22 protein-coding genes and 1 pseudogene are annotated in these 21,262 nt (G+C 45.6%); 2 read left to right on the top strand and 21 right to left on the bottom strand.

Translation table 11 applies throughout. From position 1 onward, the window contains the following. Positions 1 to 22 precede the first annotated feature (22 nt). The 10 genes and pseudogenes from D479_RS18275 to D479_RS18235 form a co-directional block, all read right to left on the bottom strand. Complete coding sequence (locus tag D479_RS18275) at positions 23 to 868, bottom strand: 3D domain-containing protein (RefSeq protein WP_008640028.1); 846 nt, start codon at positions 866 to 868, stop codon at positions 23 to 25. A 332-nt stretch (positions 869 to 1,200) separates the two neighbouring features. Further along, positions 1,201 to 2,820, bottom strand: a complete 1,620-nt coding sequence (locus tag D479_RS18270; protein WP_008640025.1) for an ATP-binding cassette domain-containing protein — start codon at positions 2,818 to 2,820, stop codon at positions 1,201 to 1,203. Between the two features lie 110 nt (positions 2,821 to 2,930). Further along, a pseudogene (locus D479_RS20370) lies at positions 2,931 to 3,116 on the bottom strand (cold-inducible protein YdjO-related protein); the annotation flags it as partial. A gap of 101 nt (positions 3,117 to 3,217) precedes the next feature. Next, entirely contained in the window at positions 3,218 to 3,418 is a 201-nt protein-coding gene (locus D479_RS18265; protein WP_008640023.1) for a cold-shock protein, read from the bottom strand. 218 nt (positions 3,419 to 3,636) lie between these two features. Then, complete coding sequence (locus D479_RS18260; RefSeq protein ID WP_235601486.1) at positions 3,637 to 4,119, bottom strand: superoxide dismutase family protein; 483 nt, start codon at positions 4,117 to 4,119, stop codon at positions 3,637 to 3,639. A 139-nt stretch (positions 4,120 to 4,258) separates the two neighbouring features. Beyond that, positions 4,259 to 7,849 (bottom strand): dynamin family protein, encoded by a 3,591-nt coding sequence (locus D479_RS18255; RefSeq protein WP_008640020.1) that lies wholly within the window; start codon positions 7,847 to 7,849, stop codon positions 4,259 to 4,261. Positions 7,850 to 7,904: 55 nt separating this feature from the next. Further along, the gene (locus D479_RS18250; RefSeq protein WP_008640019.1) at positions 7,905 to 8,954 is read right to left on the bottom strand and encodes a C45 family peptidase; all 1,050 of its coding nucleotides are present in this window, start codon (positions 8,952 to 8,954) and stop codon (positions 7,905 to 7,907) included. 3 nt (positions 8,955 to 8,957) lie between these two features. After that, the gene (locus tag D479_RS18245; RefSeq protein ID WP_008640018.1) at positions 8,958 to 9,797 is read right to left on the bottom strand and encodes an alpha/beta hydrolase; all 840 of its coding nucleotides are present in this window, start codon (positions 9,795 to 9,797) and stop codon (positions 8,958 to 8,960) included. Between the two features lie 5 nt (positions 9,798 to 9,802). Further along, the gene (locus D479_RS18240) at positions 9,803 to 10,675 is read right to left on the bottom strand and encodes a gamma-glutamylcyclotransferase family protein (protein WP_008640017.1); all 873 of its coding nucleotides are present in this window, start codon (positions 10,673 to 10,675) and stop codon (positions 9,803 to 9,805) included. A 22-nt stretch (positions 10,676 to 10,697) separates the two neighbouring features. Then, a complete protein-coding gene (locus D479_RS18235) occupies positions 10,698 to 11,621 on the bottom strand; it encodes a P1 family peptidase (protein WP_008640014.1) in 924 nt (307 codons plus the stop codon). Positions 11,622 to 11,704: 83 nt separating this feature from the next. On the opposite strand from D479_RS18235, the gene D479_RS18230 reads away from it, so the two are divergent. Then, positions 11,705 to 11,980, top strand: a complete 276-nt coding sequence (locus D479_RS18230; protein WP_008640012.1) for an acylphosphatase — start codon at positions 11,705 to 11,707, stop codon at positions 11,978 to 11,980. A gap of 32 nt (positions 11,981 to 12,012) precedes the next feature. On the opposite strand, the gene D479_RS18225 is transcribed toward D479_RS18230, so the two are convergent. The 6 genes from D479_RS18225 to D479_RS18200 all read right to left on the bottom strand — a co-directional run bounded on the left by D479_RS18225 (position 12,013) and on the right by D479_RS18200 (position 16,118). Beyond that, positions 12,013 to 12,753, bottom strand: coding sequence for an SDR family oxidoreductase (locus tag D479_RS18225; RefSeq protein WP_008640011.1), 741 nt, complete (start codon positions 12,751 to 12,753; stop codon positions 12,013 to 12,015). 123 nt (positions 12,754 to 12,876) lie between these two features. Continuing rightward, complete coding sequence (locus D479_RS18220; RefSeq protein WP_008640010.1) at positions 12,877 to 13,116, bottom strand: 4Fe-4S dicluster domain-containing protein; 240 nt, start codon at positions 13,114 to 13,116, stop codon at positions 12,877 to 12,879. 174 nt (positions 13,117 to 13,290) lie between these two features. Further along, the gene (locus tag D479_RS18215) at positions 13,291 to 13,839 is read right to left on the bottom strand and encodes a histidine phosphatase family protein (protein ID WP_008640009.1); all 549 of its coding nucleotides are present in this window, start codon (positions 13,837 to 13,839) and stop codon (positions 13,291 to 13,293) included. A gap of 262 nt (positions 13,840 to 14,101) precedes the next feature. Continuing rightward, positions 14,102 to 14,305, bottom strand: coding sequence for a DUF6501 family protein (locus tag D479_RS18210; RefSeq protein WP_008640008.1), 204 nt, complete (start codon positions 14,303 to 14,305; stop codon positions 14,102 to 14,104). Between the two features lie 68 nt (positions 14,306 to 14,373). Then, positions 14,374 to 14,985: an alpha/beta hydrolase gene (locus D479_RS18205; protein WP_008640007.1), complete on the bottom strand. Its 612-nt coding sequence runs from the start codon at positions 14,983 to 14,985 to the stop codon at positions 14,374 to 14,376. Positions 14,986 to 15,086: 101 nt separating this feature from the next. After that, the gene (locus tag D479_RS18200) at positions 15,087 to 16,118 is read right to left on the bottom strand and encodes an AbrB family transcriptional regulator (protein WP_008640006.1); all 1,032 of its coding nucleotides are present in this window, start codon (positions 16,116 to 16,118) and stop codon (positions 15,087 to 15,089) included. Positions 16,119 to 16,165: 47 nt separating this feature from the next. Here D479_RS18200 and D479_RS18195 point away from each other — a divergent pair, with 47 nt between their 5' ends. Then, on the top strand, positions 16,166 to 16,828 hold the full coding sequence (locus D479_RS18195; protein WP_008640004.1) for a GNAT family N-acetyltransferase: 663 nt from the start codon (positions 16,166 to 16,168) through the stop codon (positions 16,826 to 16,828). Positions 16,829 to 16,876: 48 nt separating this feature from the next. Here the strand turns inward: D479_RS18195 and D479_RS18190 are convergent, their stop codons facing one another. From D479_RS18190 to D479_RS18170, 5 genes are all read right to left on the bottom strand, one after another. After that, entirely contained in the window at positions 16,877 to 17,452 is a 576-nt protein-coding gene (locus tag D479_RS18190; RefSeq protein WP_008640002.1) for a TetR/AcrR family transcriptional regulator, read from the bottom strand. A gap of 67 nt (positions 17,453 to 17,519) precedes the next feature. Continuing rightward, positions 17,520 to 18,473 carry a peptide-methionine (R)-S-oxide reductase MsrB gene (gene msrB / locus D479_RS18185; RefSeq protein ID WP_008639999.1) on the bottom strand — a complete coding sequence of 318 codons (954 nt, stop codon included), beginning with the start codon at positions 18,471 to 18,473 and terminating at the stop codon, positions 17,520 to 17,522. Positions 18,474 to 18,564: 91 nt separating this feature from the next. Then, positions 18,565 to 19,101: a VrrA/YqfQ family protein gene (gene vrrA, locus D479_RS20035; protein WP_008639997.1), complete on the bottom strand. Its 537-nt coding sequence runs from the start codon at positions 19,099 to 19,101 to the stop codon at positions 18,565 to 18,567. A 150-nt stretch (positions 19,102 to 19,251) separates the two neighbouring features. Continuing rightward, on the bottom strand, positions 19,252 to 19,845 hold the full coding sequence (locus D479_RS18175; RefSeq protein ID WP_008639996.1) for a uracil-DNA glycosylase: 594 nt from the start codon (positions 19,843 to 19,845) through the stop codon (positions 19,252 to 19,254). Positions 19,846 to 20,015: 170 nt separating this feature from the next. Further along, a partial coding sequence (locus D479_RS18170; RefSeq protein WP_008639994.1) for an SbcC/MukB-like Walker B domain-containing protein occupies positions 20,016 to 21,262 on the bottom strand: 1,247 nt, incomplete at its 5' end.

Genomic DNA, 21,262 nt, shown 5'->3' with positions numbered 1-21,262 from the left:
AAGAAGGGGCAACACTTCCGTTTTAGTCAGCTAGAACTTGAACTTTTACTGTCTTGCGTCCGAAATCAAGTGCAGAAGCACGATCCTTCATGTAAACATCAATTTTGTTTCCGTTGATAGCTCCGCCGGTGTCTCCAGCAATCGCTGTACCATAACCTTCTACATACACCTTAGAACCAAGCGGGATAACGTTAGGGTCAACGGCGATTACTTTAAGGTCAGGATTCGCTTTCAAGTCGATTCCTGTTGCCGTTACACCGCTGCATCCAGCACAGTTTGCTGTGTAAGCAGTAGCAGAAGCAGTGATTTCTTTGACTACATCATTGCTTGTACCTTTATTGGAAGTGTTTGTCTGAACAGCTTCTTTTGTGCTCTCTTTAGGTGCGCTTGCCTCTTTAGGTGCGCTCGTTTCTTTCGGCGCGCTTGCTTTAGGCTGTTCCGTTGTGCTAGGAGCAGATGCTTTCGGCTGGACAGATGCCTGACCGTCTACTTTGAATTGGTCACCAGGGTAAATGAGGGTGGAAGATAGGTTGTTCCACGCCATCAACTGATCTACGGAAATATTGAATTTTTGGCTAATGGCGAACAACGTATCTCCGGACTTCACTGTGTACGTGGATGCGTTCGAAGATTTAGGAGATGTAGAGTTCGTTGCGTCATTGGATACTGTTAACGTTTGATTAGGGTAGATGATATTAGAATTCAAGCCGTTCCAAGATTTCAAATCATTTACAGATACGTTATGTTTTTGTGAAATACTCCAAAGGGTGTCACCCTTGTTGATACTATATTCTTCGGCACTGACAGATGTCGCAAATGCACCGGTAAGTGCTACGGTAGCTGCAACAGAAAATACGGTTTTTTTCATGAGATTCTGCCTCCTCTTGTTTGGTCGATCACCTTCGTACTTGCCCCGTGATCAGGTCACATTTACAAGAATACCAGAATCTTCATGGATTTTAAGAACAAACAAGCAACAGTTTGATTGCAAAGATAACATCTATATTTCAGTCCCATTACAAAAAGGGCATTCGTAGCATGAAAATGCCAAAAATACCCTCATAGAGCCTTTTATCGACAGAATTTACGGAATATATTTTCTTTTTCTTACATTATTGATACCACGACTGTAAGAAATAAAACATAATTTATCAAAAAAAAGCACCTGTCTTATTGCTAAGAACAGATGCTTTCTCTCTATTAAGCGTACATTTTTTTAACTTGCTTTTGAACTTCCGCATCTTCCAGAAACTCATCATAGCTCATCTCTTTGTCTACAATACCGTTAGGAGCCACTTCGATAATGCGGTTGGCAATCGTCTGAATAAACTCATGGTCATGGGAAGCGAAAAGGATGGAACCTTTAAAGTTAATCAACCCTTTGTTCAATGCTGTAATAGATTCCAAATCAAGGTGGTTGGTCGGTTCATCCAACAGGAGAACGTTCGAACCGGAAAGCATCATTTTGGAAAGCATACAACGTACTTTCTCTCCCCCGGACAAGACTTTCGCCTTTTTCAACGCTTCTTCTCCAGAAAACAGCATCCTACCGAGGAAACCACGCAGGAATGTTTCTGTTTCATCCTCTGGCGAATACTGGCGCAGCCATTCAACAAGGCTGAGCTCCGAGCCTTCAAAGAATTCAGAGTTATCCTTAGGGAAATAGCTTTGTGAAGTTGTGATCCCCCACTTATAGGTTCCTTCATCCGGTTCCATCTCACCCGTCAGAATTTGGAACAACGTCGTTTTTGCCACTTCATTGGAACCGACGAAGGCAACTTTATCATCTTTGTTCAAAGTGAAGCTGATCCCGTCCAGCACTTTGACGCCGTCTATAGTTTTTGTAAGGTTTTCTACCGTCAACAAGTCATTCCCGATTTCCCTATCCGCTTGGAAAGCGATGTAAGGATATTTCCTTGAAGAAGGCTGAATATCATCTAATGTAATTTTCTCCAGCAGCTTCTTCCTGGACGTCGCTTGCTTCGACTTAGAAGCGTTCGCACTGAAACGAGCGATAAATTCCTTCAAATCGTTAATCTTTTCTTCCTTCTTCTTGTTTTGTTCCTGAGCCATTTTGAGAGCCAGCTGGCTGGATTCATACCAGAAATCATAGTTGCCTACATAAATCTGGATCTTACCGAAATCAAGGTCTGCAATGTGTGTACAAACATTGTTCAGGAAGTGACGGTCGTGGGATACGACAATGACCGTATTTTCAAAACCGATGAGGAAATCTTCCAGCCATTGAATCGCTTTAATGTCCAGGTGGTTGGTAGGCTCATCCAGAAGAAGGACATCCGGATTTCCAAAAAGAGCTTGTGCAAGAAGCACTTTCACTTTATCAGAGCCCTCCAGCTCACTCATCTTCTTCTCATGAAGATCTTCATCGATCCCAAGCCCCTTGAGAAGGCGGGCAGCATCAGAATCCGCTTCCCAACCATTCATTTCAGCGAATTCTCCTTCGAGTTCCGCTGCACGCATACCGTCTTCTTCGGTGAAGTCGCCCTTCATATAAATGGCATCTTTCTCTTTCATCACTTCATACAAACGGGCATGTCCCATAATAACGGTTTCGAGTACGGCGTAATCGTCATATTCGAAATGGTTCTGCTTCAAGACAGCAAGGCGCTGATCTTTCTTCAGCGATACTTCTCCCGTCTGCGGTTCGATCTCCCCGCTCAAAATTTTCAGAAACGTTGATTTTCCTGCACCATTCGCACCGATAAGTCCATAACAGTTACCAGGCGTGAACTTTATATTGACATCTTCGAACAGCTTTTGATCTCCGAAACGAAGACTCACATTGTTTACATTCAGCATAAATTAATCCTCCAGTGTTAACGTAGTAGACCATTAAGAATTATAACATTCATCCCCTCGGAATGAACAGAAGAAAAGAAAAGCGATTGCTCCATGGCAACCGCTTTTCTTTATGATTGGGATTTATAGTAGAGACTGTTATTTTCCACAACCTGAAGGACTTTGTTTTCTTCCTCCATCGGGCTGCCGCACATAGGACACTTCTTATCATCATTCGTTCTAAAGTTATCTCTCATCCAACAGTTACAATCATCGGATGTACACACCCAGATTTTTGTATCTTCTTCTTTGATTTCAGCCTGGTTTTTTTACCGAAAGCCATGATGTAGCCTCCTTTAGACTTGAAATGATATAAAAGAGACTGACCCGAAAAGCCAGTCTCTTTATATTTGTGTTTTTATATTTTTGTTACGTTTGCAGCCTGTGGCCCGCGGTTTCCTTCTGTAACTTCAAACTCTACAGCTTGACCTTCTTCAAGAGATTTGAAGCCTTCTTCGTTGATCGCGCTGAAGTGTACGAATACATCGTCTTCGCCCTCAACTTCGATGAAACCGAAACCTTTTTCCGCGTTGAACCACTTAACTGTACCTGTTTTCATAGGGATGGATCCTCCAATATTTCTAAAATTAATATGCGTTCATTCATGAAAATCACATATTATGAAAAGTACCCTAAAAAGGATCACTCTTTATAACATGTATTTTCTTAAATTTGGCAAATGGAAACCTTGTCTAAACTATACTATGACTCACCGGTGAAGTCAAGTATAGACGCCTCGCGCCCCTGCTTATTACATTATATCCATGAAGGCGTATTTTATTCCATTCTTTCTATAATTCCACAAGCAATTCTCTTTCCCGCGTTTCCACTCGGCTGCGATTGGTAATCGTCGGGACCTTGATGGATGATGATCGCCTTACCGATCACATCCTCTACTCGAAAACGATCGGTAAAGAAAATCATTCTTGCTCTGCCTTCATTGGAAAACAGAACTGGAAAATCACCTGCGTGGTTTCCATGAGGCTCATTGTCCGGATTCCAGTGGCCTCCCGCAGATGCAAAAGGTTCTTTGCCATCTCCGATCTCACAAACACCTTTTTCATGGATGTGGAACCCGTGCGGGCCTATTTGTGCTCCGTTCTTCGACGCCTGGAAAGCCGGCAGTCCTTCTACTTGAACAAAAACTTCCACGCCGTAAGGCATCTGATAGAATTGAACCGCCCCTTTTAAGTCCGGAGCAAGTGGACTTGCAAGCAGAGACGCCTGTGCCGTTTCAGATGCATACGTCTGACGATACATGCCTTGTCCCTGATAAGGATGGGAATATGGATACATATATACGTCACCTCCCTTTCCTTAGCATTCTATGCTGATTGATCCATCATCATGAATTTATTATAAAAAAACGGCCCCCGTCAGACGGCAGACCGTTTCTCATTTATTTTAATTGCTTATAAACTGCTTCGAGATGGGCTACATCAATAGGGTTTTCCAACGGGTACAACAGTCGGTCAAAACTATCCTGCGTCTGATGCATCCACTCGCTCTGGAATTGCATAAACAATTGGTCCCACTGCTCTTGGTAATGCCTGGTTACAATGCCGCTTTGGCCACCGATCGAATCGCTTAATGCATCTCTAATATAGGAGAGAAGCGTGTCCCTCAGTGCTTCTTTTTCATTACGTTCGAAGAAGGCTCTCGTGCTCTTGACTGCTTTTTTCGATTCTTTCTCGGCTTGCGGATCGATGTGAAGGTCGGCATGAATGGCTGGGAGAGGAACATCCGGCCATTCCGGCTGTTCTAAGTGGATACTTTCTTTGACCTGTTTAAGATCCTGATTAACCTTCATCATGTGGCTGGCAGTTAACTCCCTGAGTGTCTGTTCCATCCGTAGACATACAGCTTTCAGTTCCTGATTCAATTCAAATTCCACCGCTTCTGCATGTTTCCGGTATGCTTCTAAAGCCTGTTCTCTCATATCCTGCCCCCGGCCGTTGATTACGGCAGGATTGAAAAACTGTTTAAAGAAATCGTTGTAATTAAGCAGCATCCGCTCCTGGACATAATGCAGTTGCTTCGCCACTTTATTACGAACCGCCTCTTTCGCTCCAACCGGCTCCTCCTTATGGAACAGAGCCAGCGCAGAAGCCTTTTGTCTTTCCAACAACCGTTTCTCTTCTTTCCTTTGTCCTTCATTCATCCGGCTCGTTGATATAAACGCCTCGACCATCTGCTTAGCTGTTGAAACATCCGCTTCCATCGATTGAATCAAAACGGAAGCAAGCTCTTCATTCAGGAAACTTCGAAACTTTGCTTCAAAAGCTTCCATTCCAGATGACAAATGTTCCTTCTGTTGCTTTTCTTTCAAGGCGAGCAGGCTTGAGACGGAATAGAGCCGCGGTTTACGGATTTGGAAACCAAGCAGCTGCTCTTTCATGTACATCTCGACCTGCTGAAGTTCCTCCTCGGACGCTGCTAAATCTGCCGCATTCAGAAGGAAGAACATCTTATCCATGGCAAAACTGTCCTTAACCCTGCCGAGCTGCGTCAAAAAGGATTGATCCGCTTGAGAGAATGGGTGGTTATAATAAGTAACGAACAAAACAGCATCTGCATCCTTAATGTATTTAAAACTAACATCTGTGTGCCTTGCATTTACGGAGTCTGCGCCGGGCGTATCAACAAGCGTGATTCCCGCCTTTGTCCAAGCACAATCATAAAACAATTCCATGGATTCAATGAAGCAGGACTTCTTTTCATCTGCTACGTAACTTGTAAACTCGTCAAAGGGAGCTTCCATGCGTGTCCCCAAATATTCCCTCATCTCATGGTAGCCTTGCATGAATGCCTCCAGGAAAGAAAGCTGCTTCTGGTCCAAAAGATCGCTCTGCGTCCCTTTCTGCTTTACTTCCTCATATAGAAGATCGAGTGTCTCTCTCTGAAGCCCCATCCGTCTCCTGATATCCGCAAGGTCTTCCATCATCTCTTTTTCATTTTTAACGTACACATCAAGCGTCCGATCAGGTTTTTCTATAGACGGTGGGGAAATCTTATTAATCGTTGCCGTTGTTGGATTCGGCGATACAGGCAGGACCGATTCACCAAGCAGCGCATTGGCAAAAGACGATTTCCCTGCACTGAATGCGCCGAATAAAGCGATGGTAAAGGATCGGTTCTTGAGTCTTTCCCGCTTCCTTTGCAGTTGTTCACGGAGACTTTGGAGTCCATCGAGCGGTGCAATGGCATTAATCGTCCGGTCGACTCGTTCTAGCGTTGCATGCATCATACTGGAGGAAGATGTGCGATCCTGATCGCAAAAATCCTCCCCAGCTTCTGTTTCCTGTCGACTCTTCCGCGTAATCCTGACTCCCGCCGTTTCACCTTTTATCCGCTTCCTTCTGTTCTCTAAATCCTTTTCCACCTTCGCTTCTACACTGGATGTGATACTTCCCGTGAAATGGGATCGAAGGCTGTTTTCATAGGACTCGATTTCCGCTTCCTGCGAACGTATTGTTTGATTAATGTGCTGAATTTCTTCATATGCGGCAAACGCTTCTTCGTGTTTGTCTTTCCATTCCTGCTGCTGCCTCTTAAGTGCTGCCTCCCATTCCCTTTTCCATGCCCCGACATAAGTTTTCATTTCCTGTCGGATATCTTTAGCGATTTGATCTGTATAAAGCAGCACATATGCGCCGGTAACGGATGCACCGCTTTCCACTAAAGAACGAAGTCGCTCCTTAGGATATTGGAAATCCATATTCTGTACCTGACTCACCAATTCTGGTGCACGCAGGCCTTGTGTATCGATGATCGACAGCATCCGTTCCCGCAGAGGCCATTGCAGATTCTCTTGAATGGATGCGTTCAATTTTTCATAAAATGTTTCTTCCCGTCTTTTTCGTTCCTCCTCCGTTTTCTTCCCGGAGAAAAGAAGGCCTACTTTAAAGTTCGGCTGCAGTGACTCGAGAAAAGCTTCTGCGTATTCCCGAAGAGAACTGGGCATTAAATACGCATTAGGAAGGAAGGTCAAGATACGTTCCTCAAATGTTTCCATTCCTCTGTTTAGAAGGTCTTCTGTCTCATGGAAGATACCTTCGTCCACAGGGCTGTTTTCCACTTGATCCAACAGCGTCTGCTTCCGCTCTTTTAGATCTGCGAGGAAGGAGGAACGTTCTTCCTTATATGTACGAACGCTTTCCTCCATGATCATTTCGGCTTCCTTCACGGCCTGATGAGAACCTTTGGAAGGACCGAGGTCAAAAAGGGCACGGAAATGTTGAGATAGTTCTGCCCAATCACTCTCCGGATGGGACGAATCCCGCATTGTCGTATAAAAAACAGCTTCCGGATGAATCCCCCATGTTTTCAGGGCTGCCTCGATGCTCCGTTTGTAAGATTCGAACGTCAACTCTTCTTCTTTGTGTTTATCGATCTGATTAATGACGAGAGTAAAGGGTTTCTTTCTACGCTGCATTTCGTCAAGAAACTGCAGATTAACTTCAGACTGGACGTGGTTGTAATCCATCACGTAGTACATGTAATCCATTTTATGCAAAGAGGCTTCCGTGATCAGTCGATCGGCATCATTAGTAGAGTCCACTCCTGGTGTATCAACAACAGATACATGGGAGGGCAGTCCTCCTTCCGGCCTCTGAATCGTCAGTTCCTTCACCGCATCTCCATCTCTGCATAAATCCTTTACCATATCCATAGAAATTTTTTCTTCGTAACATACAGGATCTTCCTGATCAAAAAATACAATTGTCTTTTCTGACCCCGTTTTTAACCGGACAATGTTTGCACTGGTGGGGATGGGACTGGAAGGGAGCAGTTCATGGCCGAGAAGGCGGTTGATCAGCGTCGATTTACCGGCTGAAAAATGGCCGGCAAAGCCGATTATTGTTTCCTCTTCCTTCACCTTTTCTATCAAGTCCAAGAGTTTGACAGCAGAGGCTGCATCCCCTTCCTGAGATAAATAGTCGTACACATGCATTAGTTGGTCTAATTTAGAATCCGTCATCGTTGTCATCTCCAAACTCCTTTTCCCGTACATTCTCCCATCATTTTACTCTGAAATCGCTCTCTTACTCAAGAGGGAAATCATCGATGTACGGGATGGGCTCCTGTGTATCCAGATGCCCAAGGACTTTTTTTACACGGATTCTTTTACCGTTCATGAATTCTCCAAAGTCGAAAGAAACCCCGCTGGTATCCCCGCCCAAACCAAAACGAACGATTTTATCTCTGGGTTGATAACTGCATGTATGGATGGTTCCGGACCACTGAGAATAGCGTTTTGAAAATATCGGTCCTGTCGTATCGTTCAAAAAGCGGAAGGCCTCTTCTCCGTTCATTCTTTTTTGCGCATCCATGAGATGACCTAGACGCTCATGCGAATCAGATAAGTGCCTTCGGTTTTCATTTTCCAAATGAAGAAAATGATTGGTACAAACTAGTGCCTCATGAATGCGGACACCTCGCGGGGAACCTTCAATTGTTTTAGTCACACCATTGCAATCTGTTACCACGTAATTAAAGGAGTGGCGGTGAGGGAGCCTCTTCAGCATGTCGACGGCCTCTTCTGTCGTTCTGCACGTCTCAAGTATGATTCTGGTCAATGTGCAGCAAATAAACCCGTCACCAGGATGAACACGGTTGACAAAGTTGTAGCCGATACACAATCCGTAGGCGTTCATTCCATCCGTACGACCTAGAATTCTCTGTCCGGGTCCGATGGTGGGAGTCCCTTTTGTTGGAGCATAAATAAGAAACCTGCCTTCATATGTTTTCGGATGATAGTCATAATTTCGTGTAAAAAAGGAATCGCCTGTCAAAATCGAACAGCCGGACTTATCCCATTCCTGCTGCCACCCGCTGTATTCGTGCACGACATCATCCACGGACCATTTAAGTCCCTCTGCGAGACCGAGCAGTTCTTCCCATAAAGGAGGAAAAAACTCATCCAGCAAATGCTTGACCACTGATTTTTCAGACTTATAATGCCGAACGGAACGAGGACGCCGGTTCTTATGGTAGTTCAAAAGACGGGACGATTGTAACCCGCGGCCCTGTTCATATCCGAAATCCCCGTATCCCCCCCGAAAAGCAAAAACGTCCGTATAAATATCCTTCATGCTTTACTCTTCCTCTGCATGACGCCCTGCAATCACGCGATGGAGATCAGAATGATGAAGGATATGGTTATGGTCAACCCCTGGAATCAGTAGGACGTCCAATCCCCACGTCTCCTTCACCCAATTCTTAAGGAGTGGATGAACAATAACCTCATCCTCATCACCGATAAAGATGGAAACGCGATCTTCCATGCCGGAAAACAGATCGTTGACGATCTTCTTCGGAAACCTCGACAGAAGCAGGCGGAAACTTAGTTTCAAACGGTTGCTGTAATGGAATTCATCTGGTATCTCTGCGACATGCGCATCATCAAAGCGGTGTATGTTCATTTTGTGAAGCGCTACGAGAGCAATCATTTTCTTGTCATGAATGACGTAATCGACATCTGTTTCGGGCTTCCCTTGTTCGGTAGCATCGTCATGATAGACAGGAAGGGTTGGATGGAAGAAGGGAGCAATGAATAGATACTCCTCTGCTATATCCGGATGGAGATCCATCAACCTCAAAATATTCGCGCATCCCATGGAGTGGCCTGCAAGCACAATCCGCCCGTATCCCTGCTTCCGAATGAAGTGGATAAAATCTGATAAATCGTCATCATATTGTCCCAAATAGTCAATATCCCCTCTTTTTCCTTTCTGGTCGTATCCTCTAAGGAGGGGCAGGAAGACATCTGCCTTTCGCTTACAGAAAGATGCGAATTTCTTGTGGTGATCCAGTTCAGCTGTGATTCCATGAATCATAATGATCGCTTCTTTGTTACCGGGTGAACGTTGGAAAGCTATGTAGGGAAGAGAAGAGAAATCCCTTGCCCTGTAGTGGGACCAGGTCGCCATAGTCATGAATGTCAGCTCCTTTTCAGCAAATAATTACGGAACTCTTCACCGCAAACTTCTTCTGCAAATCTCTTTTCTATTTCATCCACATACGAACGTGATAAATACCGCCCGGCACCCCTGTGGATTTCTTTTGCATAATGGAAAGGGGGCGCACTCTCCGGCTGTTTTTCCCTGACTGTGAATGATAAAGCTTCCACTTGGTTTCCGGAAGCAAGGGCGACAGGGAGCACCATCGGTCGATAGCCGCCCCTGTCGACACCTTCCCTCCTGTAAAGGTATTGTCTTGCTTCCTCGTTAATCTCATACACGACACCTTCAACATTGCCTTCTGCTTCTACAAGATCTGCCCTTGCCCCGTCGGGAAGAGGGTATGTGAATCCAAGGCGGTAGCCCTTCGCCGATCCTCTTCCGGTAACGTTTTGAAATAGACGATCGACCCCATGTTTTGCGAATCGTTCATCATCCATACAGGAACCGTAAGCAAAATAATAGCAGGAGCCCCCGTTTATCAACAAGCGGTGGACTTTCCAATTGCCGGATGCTACTGGTTTTCCCAATGACTCTTCAGAAGCGACATAGACATATGCTTCTTCCTTTCCACTGTCGGTCCAGACAGGAAGGCTTTTTCTTATAAAAGTTCCCTTATCCGTTTCCGGATCATATTCCTCCAAAGCATCGAGAGAAACAAGGTCTCTTTCATCGACCTCATACAACTCCCCATATGTCCAGGCTCCTGGCTCCTCCACAAGCAGCGGATAATAGGATTCTCCTTCATATAGCCTTCCGTTTACACGTGCTTCCTTTGCGAGAAGGGGCGCCTGAGACAACACATGATGGTTTTCCATCCCTGTCATCAAGGATCCATAAACAAATACAAGCATGGGTATCCTCTCCGTTCTTTTTTTAGTGTTCAAATGCCCGAAGCACAGCTTTCTCAACAGCGAACGCAGCCATCGCCCCGAGTCCGTTAACATCACATGCTACTTCATCCCCGTGCATGGTAAAAAGCGTATCCCCATCTACATAGGTATGAGAAGGACGGATGGTTCTAGCCAACCCATTATGGGAGATGGATGCAAGTTTATTAGCTTCCGACTTATGTAACGAAGCATTAGTCAGAAGAACACCGATCGTCGTATTCCCTTGAAAGGAATCAGTGACTGGTGCCGTGGAGACGTTATTCATCAAATGTGTTTCCGTCCGCAGAAATTCTCCATTTTTATGCAGACCGGCAACTATTCTTCCCGTGCCTGGGTCAACCACATCACCAAAACAGTTTACTGCGATTACCGCTCCTACTTTCACCTTTCCAGATTGGAAAGCATAACTTCCGATGCCGCCCTTCATGCTGTTCTCTCTCCCAAAGAGCTTTCCGACTGTCGCTCCAGTACCGGCACCGTATCTTCCATTGCTGAAGGGAGGGTTCTCCCACGCTATCCGTGCCGCTTCATAGCCCATGGCTGCATCGGGACGGACAGCAGGTCGGGACGGATCAATATCATATAAAATAGCCCCCGGGACAATGGGGACCTTCACCGGGCCTGTCTCAAACCCAATATGGTGTTCTTCCAGCCACTGCATGACCCCGCTTCCTGCAGAAAGACCATATGCGCTTCCTCCAGCAAGAAAAAGCCCATGTACCTTTTGAACCATATTTTCCGATCGCATTAGATCCGTCTCCCTCGTTCCAGGAGCACCACCACGGACGTCAACCCCAGCGACCGCCCCTTCTTTACTCAGGATGACGGTGCACCCTGTTGTACCGGTGTTATCTTCCGTCTGTCCTATAAAAAAATCGGATACGTTCCTGATATCTATTTCTTTCATCCAGCAACCTCCTGTTGTGTTTCTATTTGATCCTTTCAGGGAATCAATATCACTGAAGCCTGTAAAGAAAGGGGTAAGACCATATGAAACGAAAGAGGCTGACGATCCACGGGAGAGTCCAGGGCGTTGGATTCCGGGCAGCAGCAAAGCAGAAGGCTGATTACCTCGGCATATGCGGGTGGGTGAAAAACCAGCCGGACGGGACCGTCTTAATGGAAGCAGAAGGAGAAGAAACGGTACTTAACACTTTTGTCGATGAGATTTCCAAAGGTCCGACGCCCTTCAGCTCCATCCGTCATATCGACCAGGAAGACCGGGAGGATTCTAAGCAGCATAACAAATTTAAAGTCATTCATTAAAAGACCGCAGTTCCGCTGCGGCCTTTTTTTCATTATTTCTGGTTCATCGGGCGAACAATAATTTCATTGACGTTGACCGAAGCAGGTTGACTTACCGCATATCCTACAGCTTTGGCAATATCATCCGCTTCCAGCGGCTTCATGCTGCGCTCCTTAAACATCTCAATCACATCCCCGTCTGTAATGTGATCCGTCAATTCCGTTTCCACCGCTCCAGGGGAAATATTCGTGACACGGACACCCGTCTTCGACAATTCCTTCTCCATCCCCATAGAAAGTGCCTTTACTGCATATTTTGTTGCACTATACACAGTACTCGACGGGAAAACTTCATGACCTGCGACCGAAGAAACATTGATAATGTGTCCAGTATTCTGTTCGATCATTGTCGGTAGGGCTGCATGGATTCCGAACAGTACACCTTTGATGTTTACATCCACCATTTGTTCCCACTCGTCCACGTGATCATTCTTGAGAAAAGACAACAGCATGACACCAGCATTATTTATCAGGATATCTACACTACCGAATGTATCCTTTGTCGTTTGAACAAGATTTTCGACATCTTCCCGCTTCGTCACATCCGTTTCTACAACCTTCGCCTCAACTCCATGCTCCGATTCGATAGCATCGGCCAGTTTTTTCAGACGCTCAGATCTTCGGGCAGCAAGAACAACGTTTGCCCCGTTCGATGCGAGTTCATGAGCGATCGCCTTTCCAATACCACTGCTCGCTCCGGTTATGATAACTGATTTTTTTTGTAGATTCGTCAAGATCCCTACCTCCTAAGTAAGTACAGTTCTTTATGTATCTACCCGCATAAAGGGAAAAGTATGCACCGGGAGGTATCAAAAAACCGCCTCTCTATATAGAGAGGCGGTTCCTGGTTATGTTACTTACTGTTCTTCAAAGAACTTGCGGTTAATTTCGATGTATGGGGTTTCTTCTTCCGGTACCTCGTCTTCAATGTAGATTGCTTCTACCGGACAAACGGCTTCACATGCACCACAATCTATGCAAATCGCAGGATCGATATAGAACATATCTTTCCCTTCCTCGATACAATCAACCGGGCACACATCCATGCATTCTCCCGCTTTTTCATCTTTACATGGGGATGTAATTACAAATGCCATCGATTTTCTCCTCCTTTACGAATAGAGTTCGTGTGCTTATATTACTATATTCACCGATAATGGTTAAGATAAACACCACCATCTATAATAACGATTTTATCGAAAAATCGCAATTCCTGTAATCATTCGACTTTCTTCGCGTGCGCGTGAAAAAAAGAAGACGATGCCTGGGCATCAGTCCTCCCATATCCGCTCGACGGTATATTCCCCTCCAAACTTCTGAACGAGGAATACATCCGGGCGCGTCAGCCGCTTCCATTCATAGAATCCAATTTCGCGTTTATACTTTTGAAGAAGTAAAGCGAGCAGATTCCCATGTGTCACAAGGAGAACGTTCCCACAATCCTCTTGCTCCAATTCTTCGATGAGGGAGAGGACTCGTTTCTTCGCTTCCTTCGAGGATTCTCCTCCGGAAAGCTTAAGTTCAGGATCCTGGAAGGTATCATGCAGAACTTCTTCCCAGTCATTGAGTGGTTCATGGCTTAATACTCGTTCTTCCAACCGTTCGTCGGTTTCCACCTCTAGCCCTTTCTTTCTGGCATAGGGTTTAATTGTTTCAACGGCCCGTAAAAAAGGACTGGAGATGATTCGGTCCACTTCATGACCGGCGCGGTCAAGGAAATAAGCAAGTGTTTGTGCCTGCCTGATGCCCTGTTTCGTCAACGGCGAATCTTCATGCTGTCCTTCTGTCTCACTATGGCGAACGACTATCAATTTATCCATAAAAACTCATCCTCCCCTTCCATCAGCTTACCTTCATTATCGCCGATGAATCGAGTGTTTACAAGAAAAGTTGGTGAATTGTTTCACTTTATATACGGACTTTCTGGTATAGCTTCATTAAAACAGCAAACCAGTTCCTAACTATGGAGGGAACGAAGTCTGTCTCTCCACCAGATATTAGGATGTCCAGCTTTTTCCTGCAGTATTCTACCGGGCAACATAAAAAAACCAGAAAGGTTTCGCCCTTCCTGGTCTTATCTGTTTATGCTTCCTTAAAGTATTCTTTATAAAATCCGCCCATGCGGCCGGAATTATCGATGACAAAATAAAATTCTTCGCTCTCATTTTTGACATCATATACTTTTCCAGGTGTTAATACATTGTGGACGACAAATTTCTTGGCGTCGTTGTGAATACACTCCACCTGTTTTGTTGTTTCGTTTTGTTCCCATGTTTTATGAATCATGATCCAACCTCCTCGCTGCTTGCGTGTCTTCTATCATACAACGAACAAAGAAACTCAACAAGAGGTTGTTAAAATGTCCGCTTATACCATTCCGAAGCAGCCTTCACTTCATTAGCCGTCAATTGATGCCCCATCTGCTCCCAATGCTCCTCAACTTCCGCTCCTGCTTCCTCCAACAGGTTTTTCAAATCTTTTGTTTCCTTCGCGGGGCAGATCGGATCATTTTCCCCTGCCCCGATAAATACCGGAAGGCCGGGGTGTTCAGGAAGTTGGATTTCTCTTCTTGGTACCATTGGGTGGAAGAGGATGGCTCCTTTCAATGCTTTTTCATAGTGGAATAGAAGACTTCCCGCTATATTCGCACCGTTGGAATAACCGACGGCAATAACCTCTTTACGATCGAAACCATAATGATCTGCTGCTTCATCCAGGAATTGATTCAGCTTTTCTGTTCTAGCGACCAAATCCTCTATATCAAACACACCTTCTTGAAGTCGTTTAAAGAAGCGAGGCATTCCGTTTTCTGTGACGGTTCCACGGACAGAAAGAACCGCTGCTTCCGAATCAATCATCTCAGCTAACGGAAGGAGATCCTGTTCTGTACCACCGGTTCCGTGCAACAATAGCAAAACGTTCCCCGATGGGTTGGCCCCTTCTTTATAAATATGTTTTCTGTTCATCATAGTACCCTCCTTGAGTTTAATTTACATAATATAAATACAGTTAATTGTAATTGTTATTCTTACTTATATTATCTTTAATTCGAGACAATGTCAAAATACTACATACGTATATGCCTTTCCATCCGTTTAAATAAAAGCGGCAGAACGAGTACAATAGTCAATAACCGAATGGTTTGAAGCGAGCTTACGACGGCAGGATCTCCTCCCGTCTGGCCGGCGGTAATAGACATTTCCACTAATCCTCCAGGCGCCAGAGCAAGGACGGACGTGACAATATCGACACCTGTCCAGAATGAAAACAAAAAGGCAAACAGGATCCCTACAGCGATTATGAAAACAGAAAGAGATAGAAAGTAGAAGCAGCTCTTACCTGCACGGACAATCTCCCTCGGCATGATCGTATGGCCGAGGTACGTCCCTACCATCAGCTGAGAAGTTGAAAATAAAGAGGACGGGAGCGAATACAGGAAGAGCCCGGAAGTCTGAATGGCCCCAATAACAATCATAGGCAGGACGACGAGCCCTGCGGGTATCTTATGCTTTCCCTTCATGCCGATGAAGAATACGAGAATGTAAAAGAGGACCGTCCACAAAGGCCCGTCGACGGAAAGGGAATAATCAACCGCGGCGGTATTTTCTCCCCCCCACATATGGGTGACAAAAAAAGGTATAATGAATAAAACACTCATGAGACGCAGCGTATGAAAGATGGTGACAAGCCCGCTGTTCCCTTGCAGCGATTCACTGATAGCGATCATTGCAGATAAACCACCGGGAGAACTTCCGACCATACTCGTCGTCTTATCCATTCCCGTCCGTTTCGATATCCCTAACCCGATGACGAGGCAGATTCCTATCATTAGAAAAGAAAGCAGCGCATATGGAAGCATATATGGGAAAATACTCGTGAACGTATCGGAAGTAAACGTATGGCCGATTTGAATTCCCAACAGGACAAAGGCAATATCTCTTGCTAATGGAAACGTACTGCTTTCCATATGGAAAAGGGATTTAGCAAGCACAATGGCCGTCACAGGACCGAGAATGAACGGAATTGGAATGTGGAGCAGCTGGAACATACAACCGCCTAAAAGAGCAATGGCATAGGTGGAGAGTGAAGGATACCTCATGTTTCCCTCCCCTTTCAAATTTTAAATTTTATTAAAGAGGTGTTTTTATGAATAAATGGCTCTACGGATACGATAAGATGAAAAAAAAGTACAGACACATTCATATCAGACCTTATGAAGAAAAGGATTTCGAAACGTTGATAAACATTCAGAAAAAAGCATTCCCTCCCCCGTTCCCCTCTGATTTGTGGTGGACCAAAGAGCAATTGAGTCAGCAGCTTGCCGCTTTTCCCACCGGTTGTTTATGTATAGAAGTGGAAGGAACGATCGCTGGTTCCATGACGGCGATGCAAGTACACCTGGATGATGACAAAGACCATACTTGGAAGGAGATCACAGCAGACGGCTCCATGGAGACGCACGACCCGGAAGGGGATACTTTATATGTCGTCGACTTGTGTGTCGATCCGGACTTCCGTTCCCTCGGACTCGGCAGACAGTTGACACAGGCCATGTATGAAATCGTTATTCAGTTCGGGCTGACCAGGCTTGTAGGGGGCGCACGGATGCCTCTTTACCATAAATACAGCCACGAATGGACAGCAGAGGAATATGTGAATCTCGTTATAGCTTCTGAGATACAAGATCCTGTGCTTACTTTTTTGTTAAAGTCCGGGCGGTCTCCCATCCGGCCTGTCCCAGGTTATTTGGAAGATGCGGAATCCTGCAACTACGGTTTATTAACAGAATGGAAAAACCCCTTTCTCTGAATTCTTGTAAAAAGGACAGCCGGTATCCTCTAATCAGGATACCGGCTGTCACCTTGTTTGAAGAACTCCACGTTCCAGCATATGAAAAAGTTGATCGGCCAACTTCTTCACACCAAGTTTTTCTCGTTGTGGAAACAGGATGGAATGGAAAATCAGATCCCCGAGCAGTTCTGTATCGACATCATGATTCCAAATCCCTTCCTCTTTACTGGCATTGATCCAATCAAGCATCTTCTTATATGTCTCCATCAAATTCTGATGGACTTCCGTGCGGATAAAGAAAGCAAGGCTTTTATCCCCGGACTGCAGTTCACGGATCATCTGATCGATATGATGAACCTCTGCATGTTCAAGAAGGACGATCAAGAGCCGGTAAAGCTTTTGGTTCGGTGCGATATCCGCAGGGATTTCAGATATTTTGGATTCCATCTCATCCATCATTGCCTTCATATAGGCGAGGATCAGTGCTTCTTTGTTTTCGAAATAATCATAAAAGGTGCTTCTGCTCACATCAAGCATTGTTGCAAGTTTCTTGAAGTGGATACCTTTGATTCCCTCGGTACGCATAACTTCGCCTGTCACCTTGAATATTTCTTCTTGTGTCAGTGCCCTTTTTCTTCCCACTTCCGTTCCCCCTCATCCTTTCATTATACCATTACCCAAGAAGAATGAGGATGGGAGAACAGGATCATCAGCGGAACAAGTGCTTCAAGTACCCATACCCTTTTTCTTCCATTTCTTCTGCCGGTACGAATTCGAGCGCAGCGGAGTTGATGCAGTATCTCAATCCACCCTTGTCCCGGGGACCGTCATCGAAAACGTGGCCAAGATGAGAATCCGCCTGCTCCGATCGAACTTCTGTACGGAACATACCATGGGATGTATCCAATTCTTCTTTCACCTTCTCAATGGGCTTCGTGAAGCTCGGCCAGCCGCAACCGGCATCGTATTTATCCTTGGAACTGAAAAGCGGTTCTTTGGAAACGATGTCAACGTAAATTCCTTCCCCTTCATGGTCATGGTATTCGTTCTGAAATGGACGCTCGGTACCATTTTCCTGCGTCACCATATATTGAATATCCGTTAATTGACTGCGGAGTTCCTTTTTATCCTTCGGAAAGCTCCAATGGTTTTTGATGAAATCTGCTCTTCCGGAGCCTTTTTTGTATCGCTTGTAATGAAACTTGCTCTTCTTGTAGTAGTCCTGATGCTTGTCCTCTGCAGGGTAAAAAACTTCAGCAGGGAGGATTTCCGTCACAATCGGAGCTTTAAACTTACCGGACTCCTCCAAACCTTGTTTACTCTCTTCGGCCAAACGCTTCTGTTCTGCACTGTGATAATAAATAGCTGTCGTATAAGACTGGCCTCGGTCTGCAAATTGACCGCCGGCATCTGTCGGGTCAATCTGCTGCCAGAACAGCTGCAGGAGACGCTCATAAGGGAAGATCTCCGGGTCGTAGGTGATTTGCACAGCTTCCCGGTGTCCCGTTGTCTCTGATACAACTTCCATGTATGTCGGATTTTCCGTATGGCCTCCGGTGTAGCCGGAAACGATGGAGTGGATACCCGGACGTTCGTCGAACGGCTCCACCATACACCAGAAACATCCCCCGGCAAATATTGCTTTTTCTACTTGATTACTCATTATTAAAAACCTCCTAAACGTAGGTTCATGCTTTTCCTGCATGTTCCTATTCTTTCTAATTCATAAAAAAAAATCAAGTGACACGCACAGCCTAAATATACAACTTAGGCTGTGATGCTCCTTGATCTTCTTGCTGCTCGGACTCTGAACTCCCGAAACTGCTCGATTCGGAAGCATTTGACGTCCCTTGTTTCTCTTCCTTTTCCGGCGATGTTTCTTCTTCATCCGGCTCATTCATGATTTTCATCATATTAATCATCGCCGGGATGTTCTTCAACATCGGTCCGTATTGCTGCATCATCGGAGCCGCTGACTGCATCGCTTTCAACGCGGTCTGCATATAACCGATCCATCCTGCCCCTCCGCTTTTAGCAGCTGTGCCTGCTGCACCTAACGCCTTCGTACCCAAACCGGATCCGCCTCCGAAGAATCCCGGGACTGCAGATCCTGCATTACCCAGGAAACCAGGAGCTCCGAAGCCGGGTGCGCCGAAAGCACGCATGGCCCCTCCAGGTCCCCCTCCTTGGAAAAAGGGTGCTGCAGAACGCATCATATTCGGTTGGACGGCTTGTTGAAACCCTCGAAACTGCCCCATAGGAGGGTATGGTGGTTGACCTGTAGGAAACATATAAACCCCTCCGAAACTTTAGAATACTGTAGCATATGCCCTTCTTTCAATCTGGTTTGGGCTCATGCGTCCGGACAATCGGCTGGAAGCTTCCAATCGATAGGTTCTTCCCCATGCTTTTTCAAAAATTCGTTTACGCGGGAGAATGGTTTACTCCCAAAGAATCCGCGGTGAGCCGCAAATGGACTTGGGTGAGGGGAAGCGATCACCATATGCTTCTCTGTATCTATAGAAGCGCCTTTTTTCTGTGCGTGTTTTCCCCCATAAAAGGAACACTACCGGTCGTTCTCTTTGATTAAGTATTTCTATGACAGCATCTGTAAATCGCTCCCACCCTATCCCCTTATGGGAATTAGGCTGCTTCTCTCTGACGGTCAGGACATCATTCAGAAGCAGGACCCCTTGTTCCGCCCAATGCAGCAGGCAGCCGTGATTAGGTGCTGGGATGTCTAAATCATGGTGCAGTTCTTTATATATATTCCTTAAACTCGGGGGAATGGTAACATCCGGACGAACGGAAAAACTGAACCCGTGCGCCTGTCCCTTGCCGTGATAAGGATCTTGGCCGAGAATGACTACTTTGGTAGCTTCCCTGGGAGTGAAAGCAAGAGCATTCAATATTTCCGACTTAGCAGGATAGACCCGATGCTCTTTATATTCCTCGTTCAACTTCTGTTTCAGTTGAAGGAAATAATCCTTCTCTTTTTCCTCTTCAAGCAACTCATTCCAATCATTATTTAACATACGTACCCCTCCCTCCAAATGGTGCAGTATTTCCCCGTTCTCTTTTAAGATTTCCCAGCCTATATTTCCCGGGCAAGCGCACGTAGCGACAATAGGAAGATTAAACCGTCGTTCCATGTCATACGCTTTTATTTCGTGTCTGATCCTTTGTCGAATACTTGTTCATTCCGTTACTGAAAAGTGAATTCCAATGTGGATCCCCTTACTCCCGCACGGATTTGCAGTTTGGCAGGAATTTCTTCTTTCAGCTGTGGGACGTGGGAAATGATCCCAAGCAGCCTGTTTCCATCTTGGAGACTGCGAAGGCAGGAGATTGCCTGCTCTAAGGAAATTTCATCCAACGTTCCAAAGCCTTCATCAATGAATAAGGTATCCAGCTGGACACCACCCGCATGGGCCTGTACCACATCAGCCATACCAAGGGCAAGACTTAAAGAAGTTTTGAAGCCTTCTCCTCCGGACAGGGTTCGAACCGAACGTTGTTTTCCTGTATGGTGATCAATTATTTCCAAATCCAGCCCGCTCTGAGCTCCTCGTTTGGCAACTGCGTCACTGCGAATCAGCTGATAGCGGTGATCGGTCATCTGATCCAGGCGCACATTTGCCTGAACAAGGATTTCATCAAGGTAAGAAGCTAGAACATAACGTTCAAGAGAAAGGCGGAGATGGTTGTCCCCTTTTGCCAATTGGGCTAGTTCTGCAATATCGTAATACTTGGAAGCCAGTTCCCCTTGGTCATCCATGAGCATATTTATCTTCTCCCGGATTTCCCGGTTCTTTCGGTACGCTGCGCTCCGTTCATTGAAAGCTTCCTGCTTAATGGCAAGTATTCGGCGTTTTTCATCAAGGAGAGACTGGAGCTCTTCCAAATCCGGCTTATGCTTATCAGCAAGGCGTTGATCGAGATCTTTCACACGGTCTTTCACTATGCTTTTCCTCTTCTCATAATCATCGACAATACGCTGGTTCTCAGCTATGAACCCCGGAGAACGCACCGCCTGCTTATATGCTTCATGATCATGGAAAGAAAATTGAACGAGCGTTTGATCAAGTTGTTTTTTCGACTTTTTAACAGCTTTATCCAGATCCTCCAAATAACGCCCACCTTCTTCGACAGCGGTTGTCAACTGCTGCAGCTGCTCCTTCTTGGTGCGGTGTTTCTCCTTCAACTCTTCCCACTCATTTAGAGCTTTAACATAGAGACCGCGTCGGTTCTCTGCTTTTTCTTTCAGCGTTGTGACATCAGTGGATGAGAACGCATAATTTTCTTCCATTGCCTGCACCTTGGAAAGGATCTTGACGTGTTGCTGCTCTTCTTCGTGCAGACGACTTCTCGTTTCTTCCTGAGCGGATCGAAGCTTCGCCGAACGTTCTTCCACCTGTTCCAGTTCTTTTGCCGCTTCCGTCAACGATTTCC

It is taken from the genome of Halobacillus sp. BAB-2008 (assembly GCF_000328325.1).
Taxonomy (GTDB): domain Bacteria; phylum Bacillota; class Bacilli; order Bacillales; family Halobacillaceae; genus Halobacillus.
The sequence above is the reverse complement of the archived record's forward strand: the minus strand, read 5'-3'. Positions and strand labels throughout refer to the sequence as shown.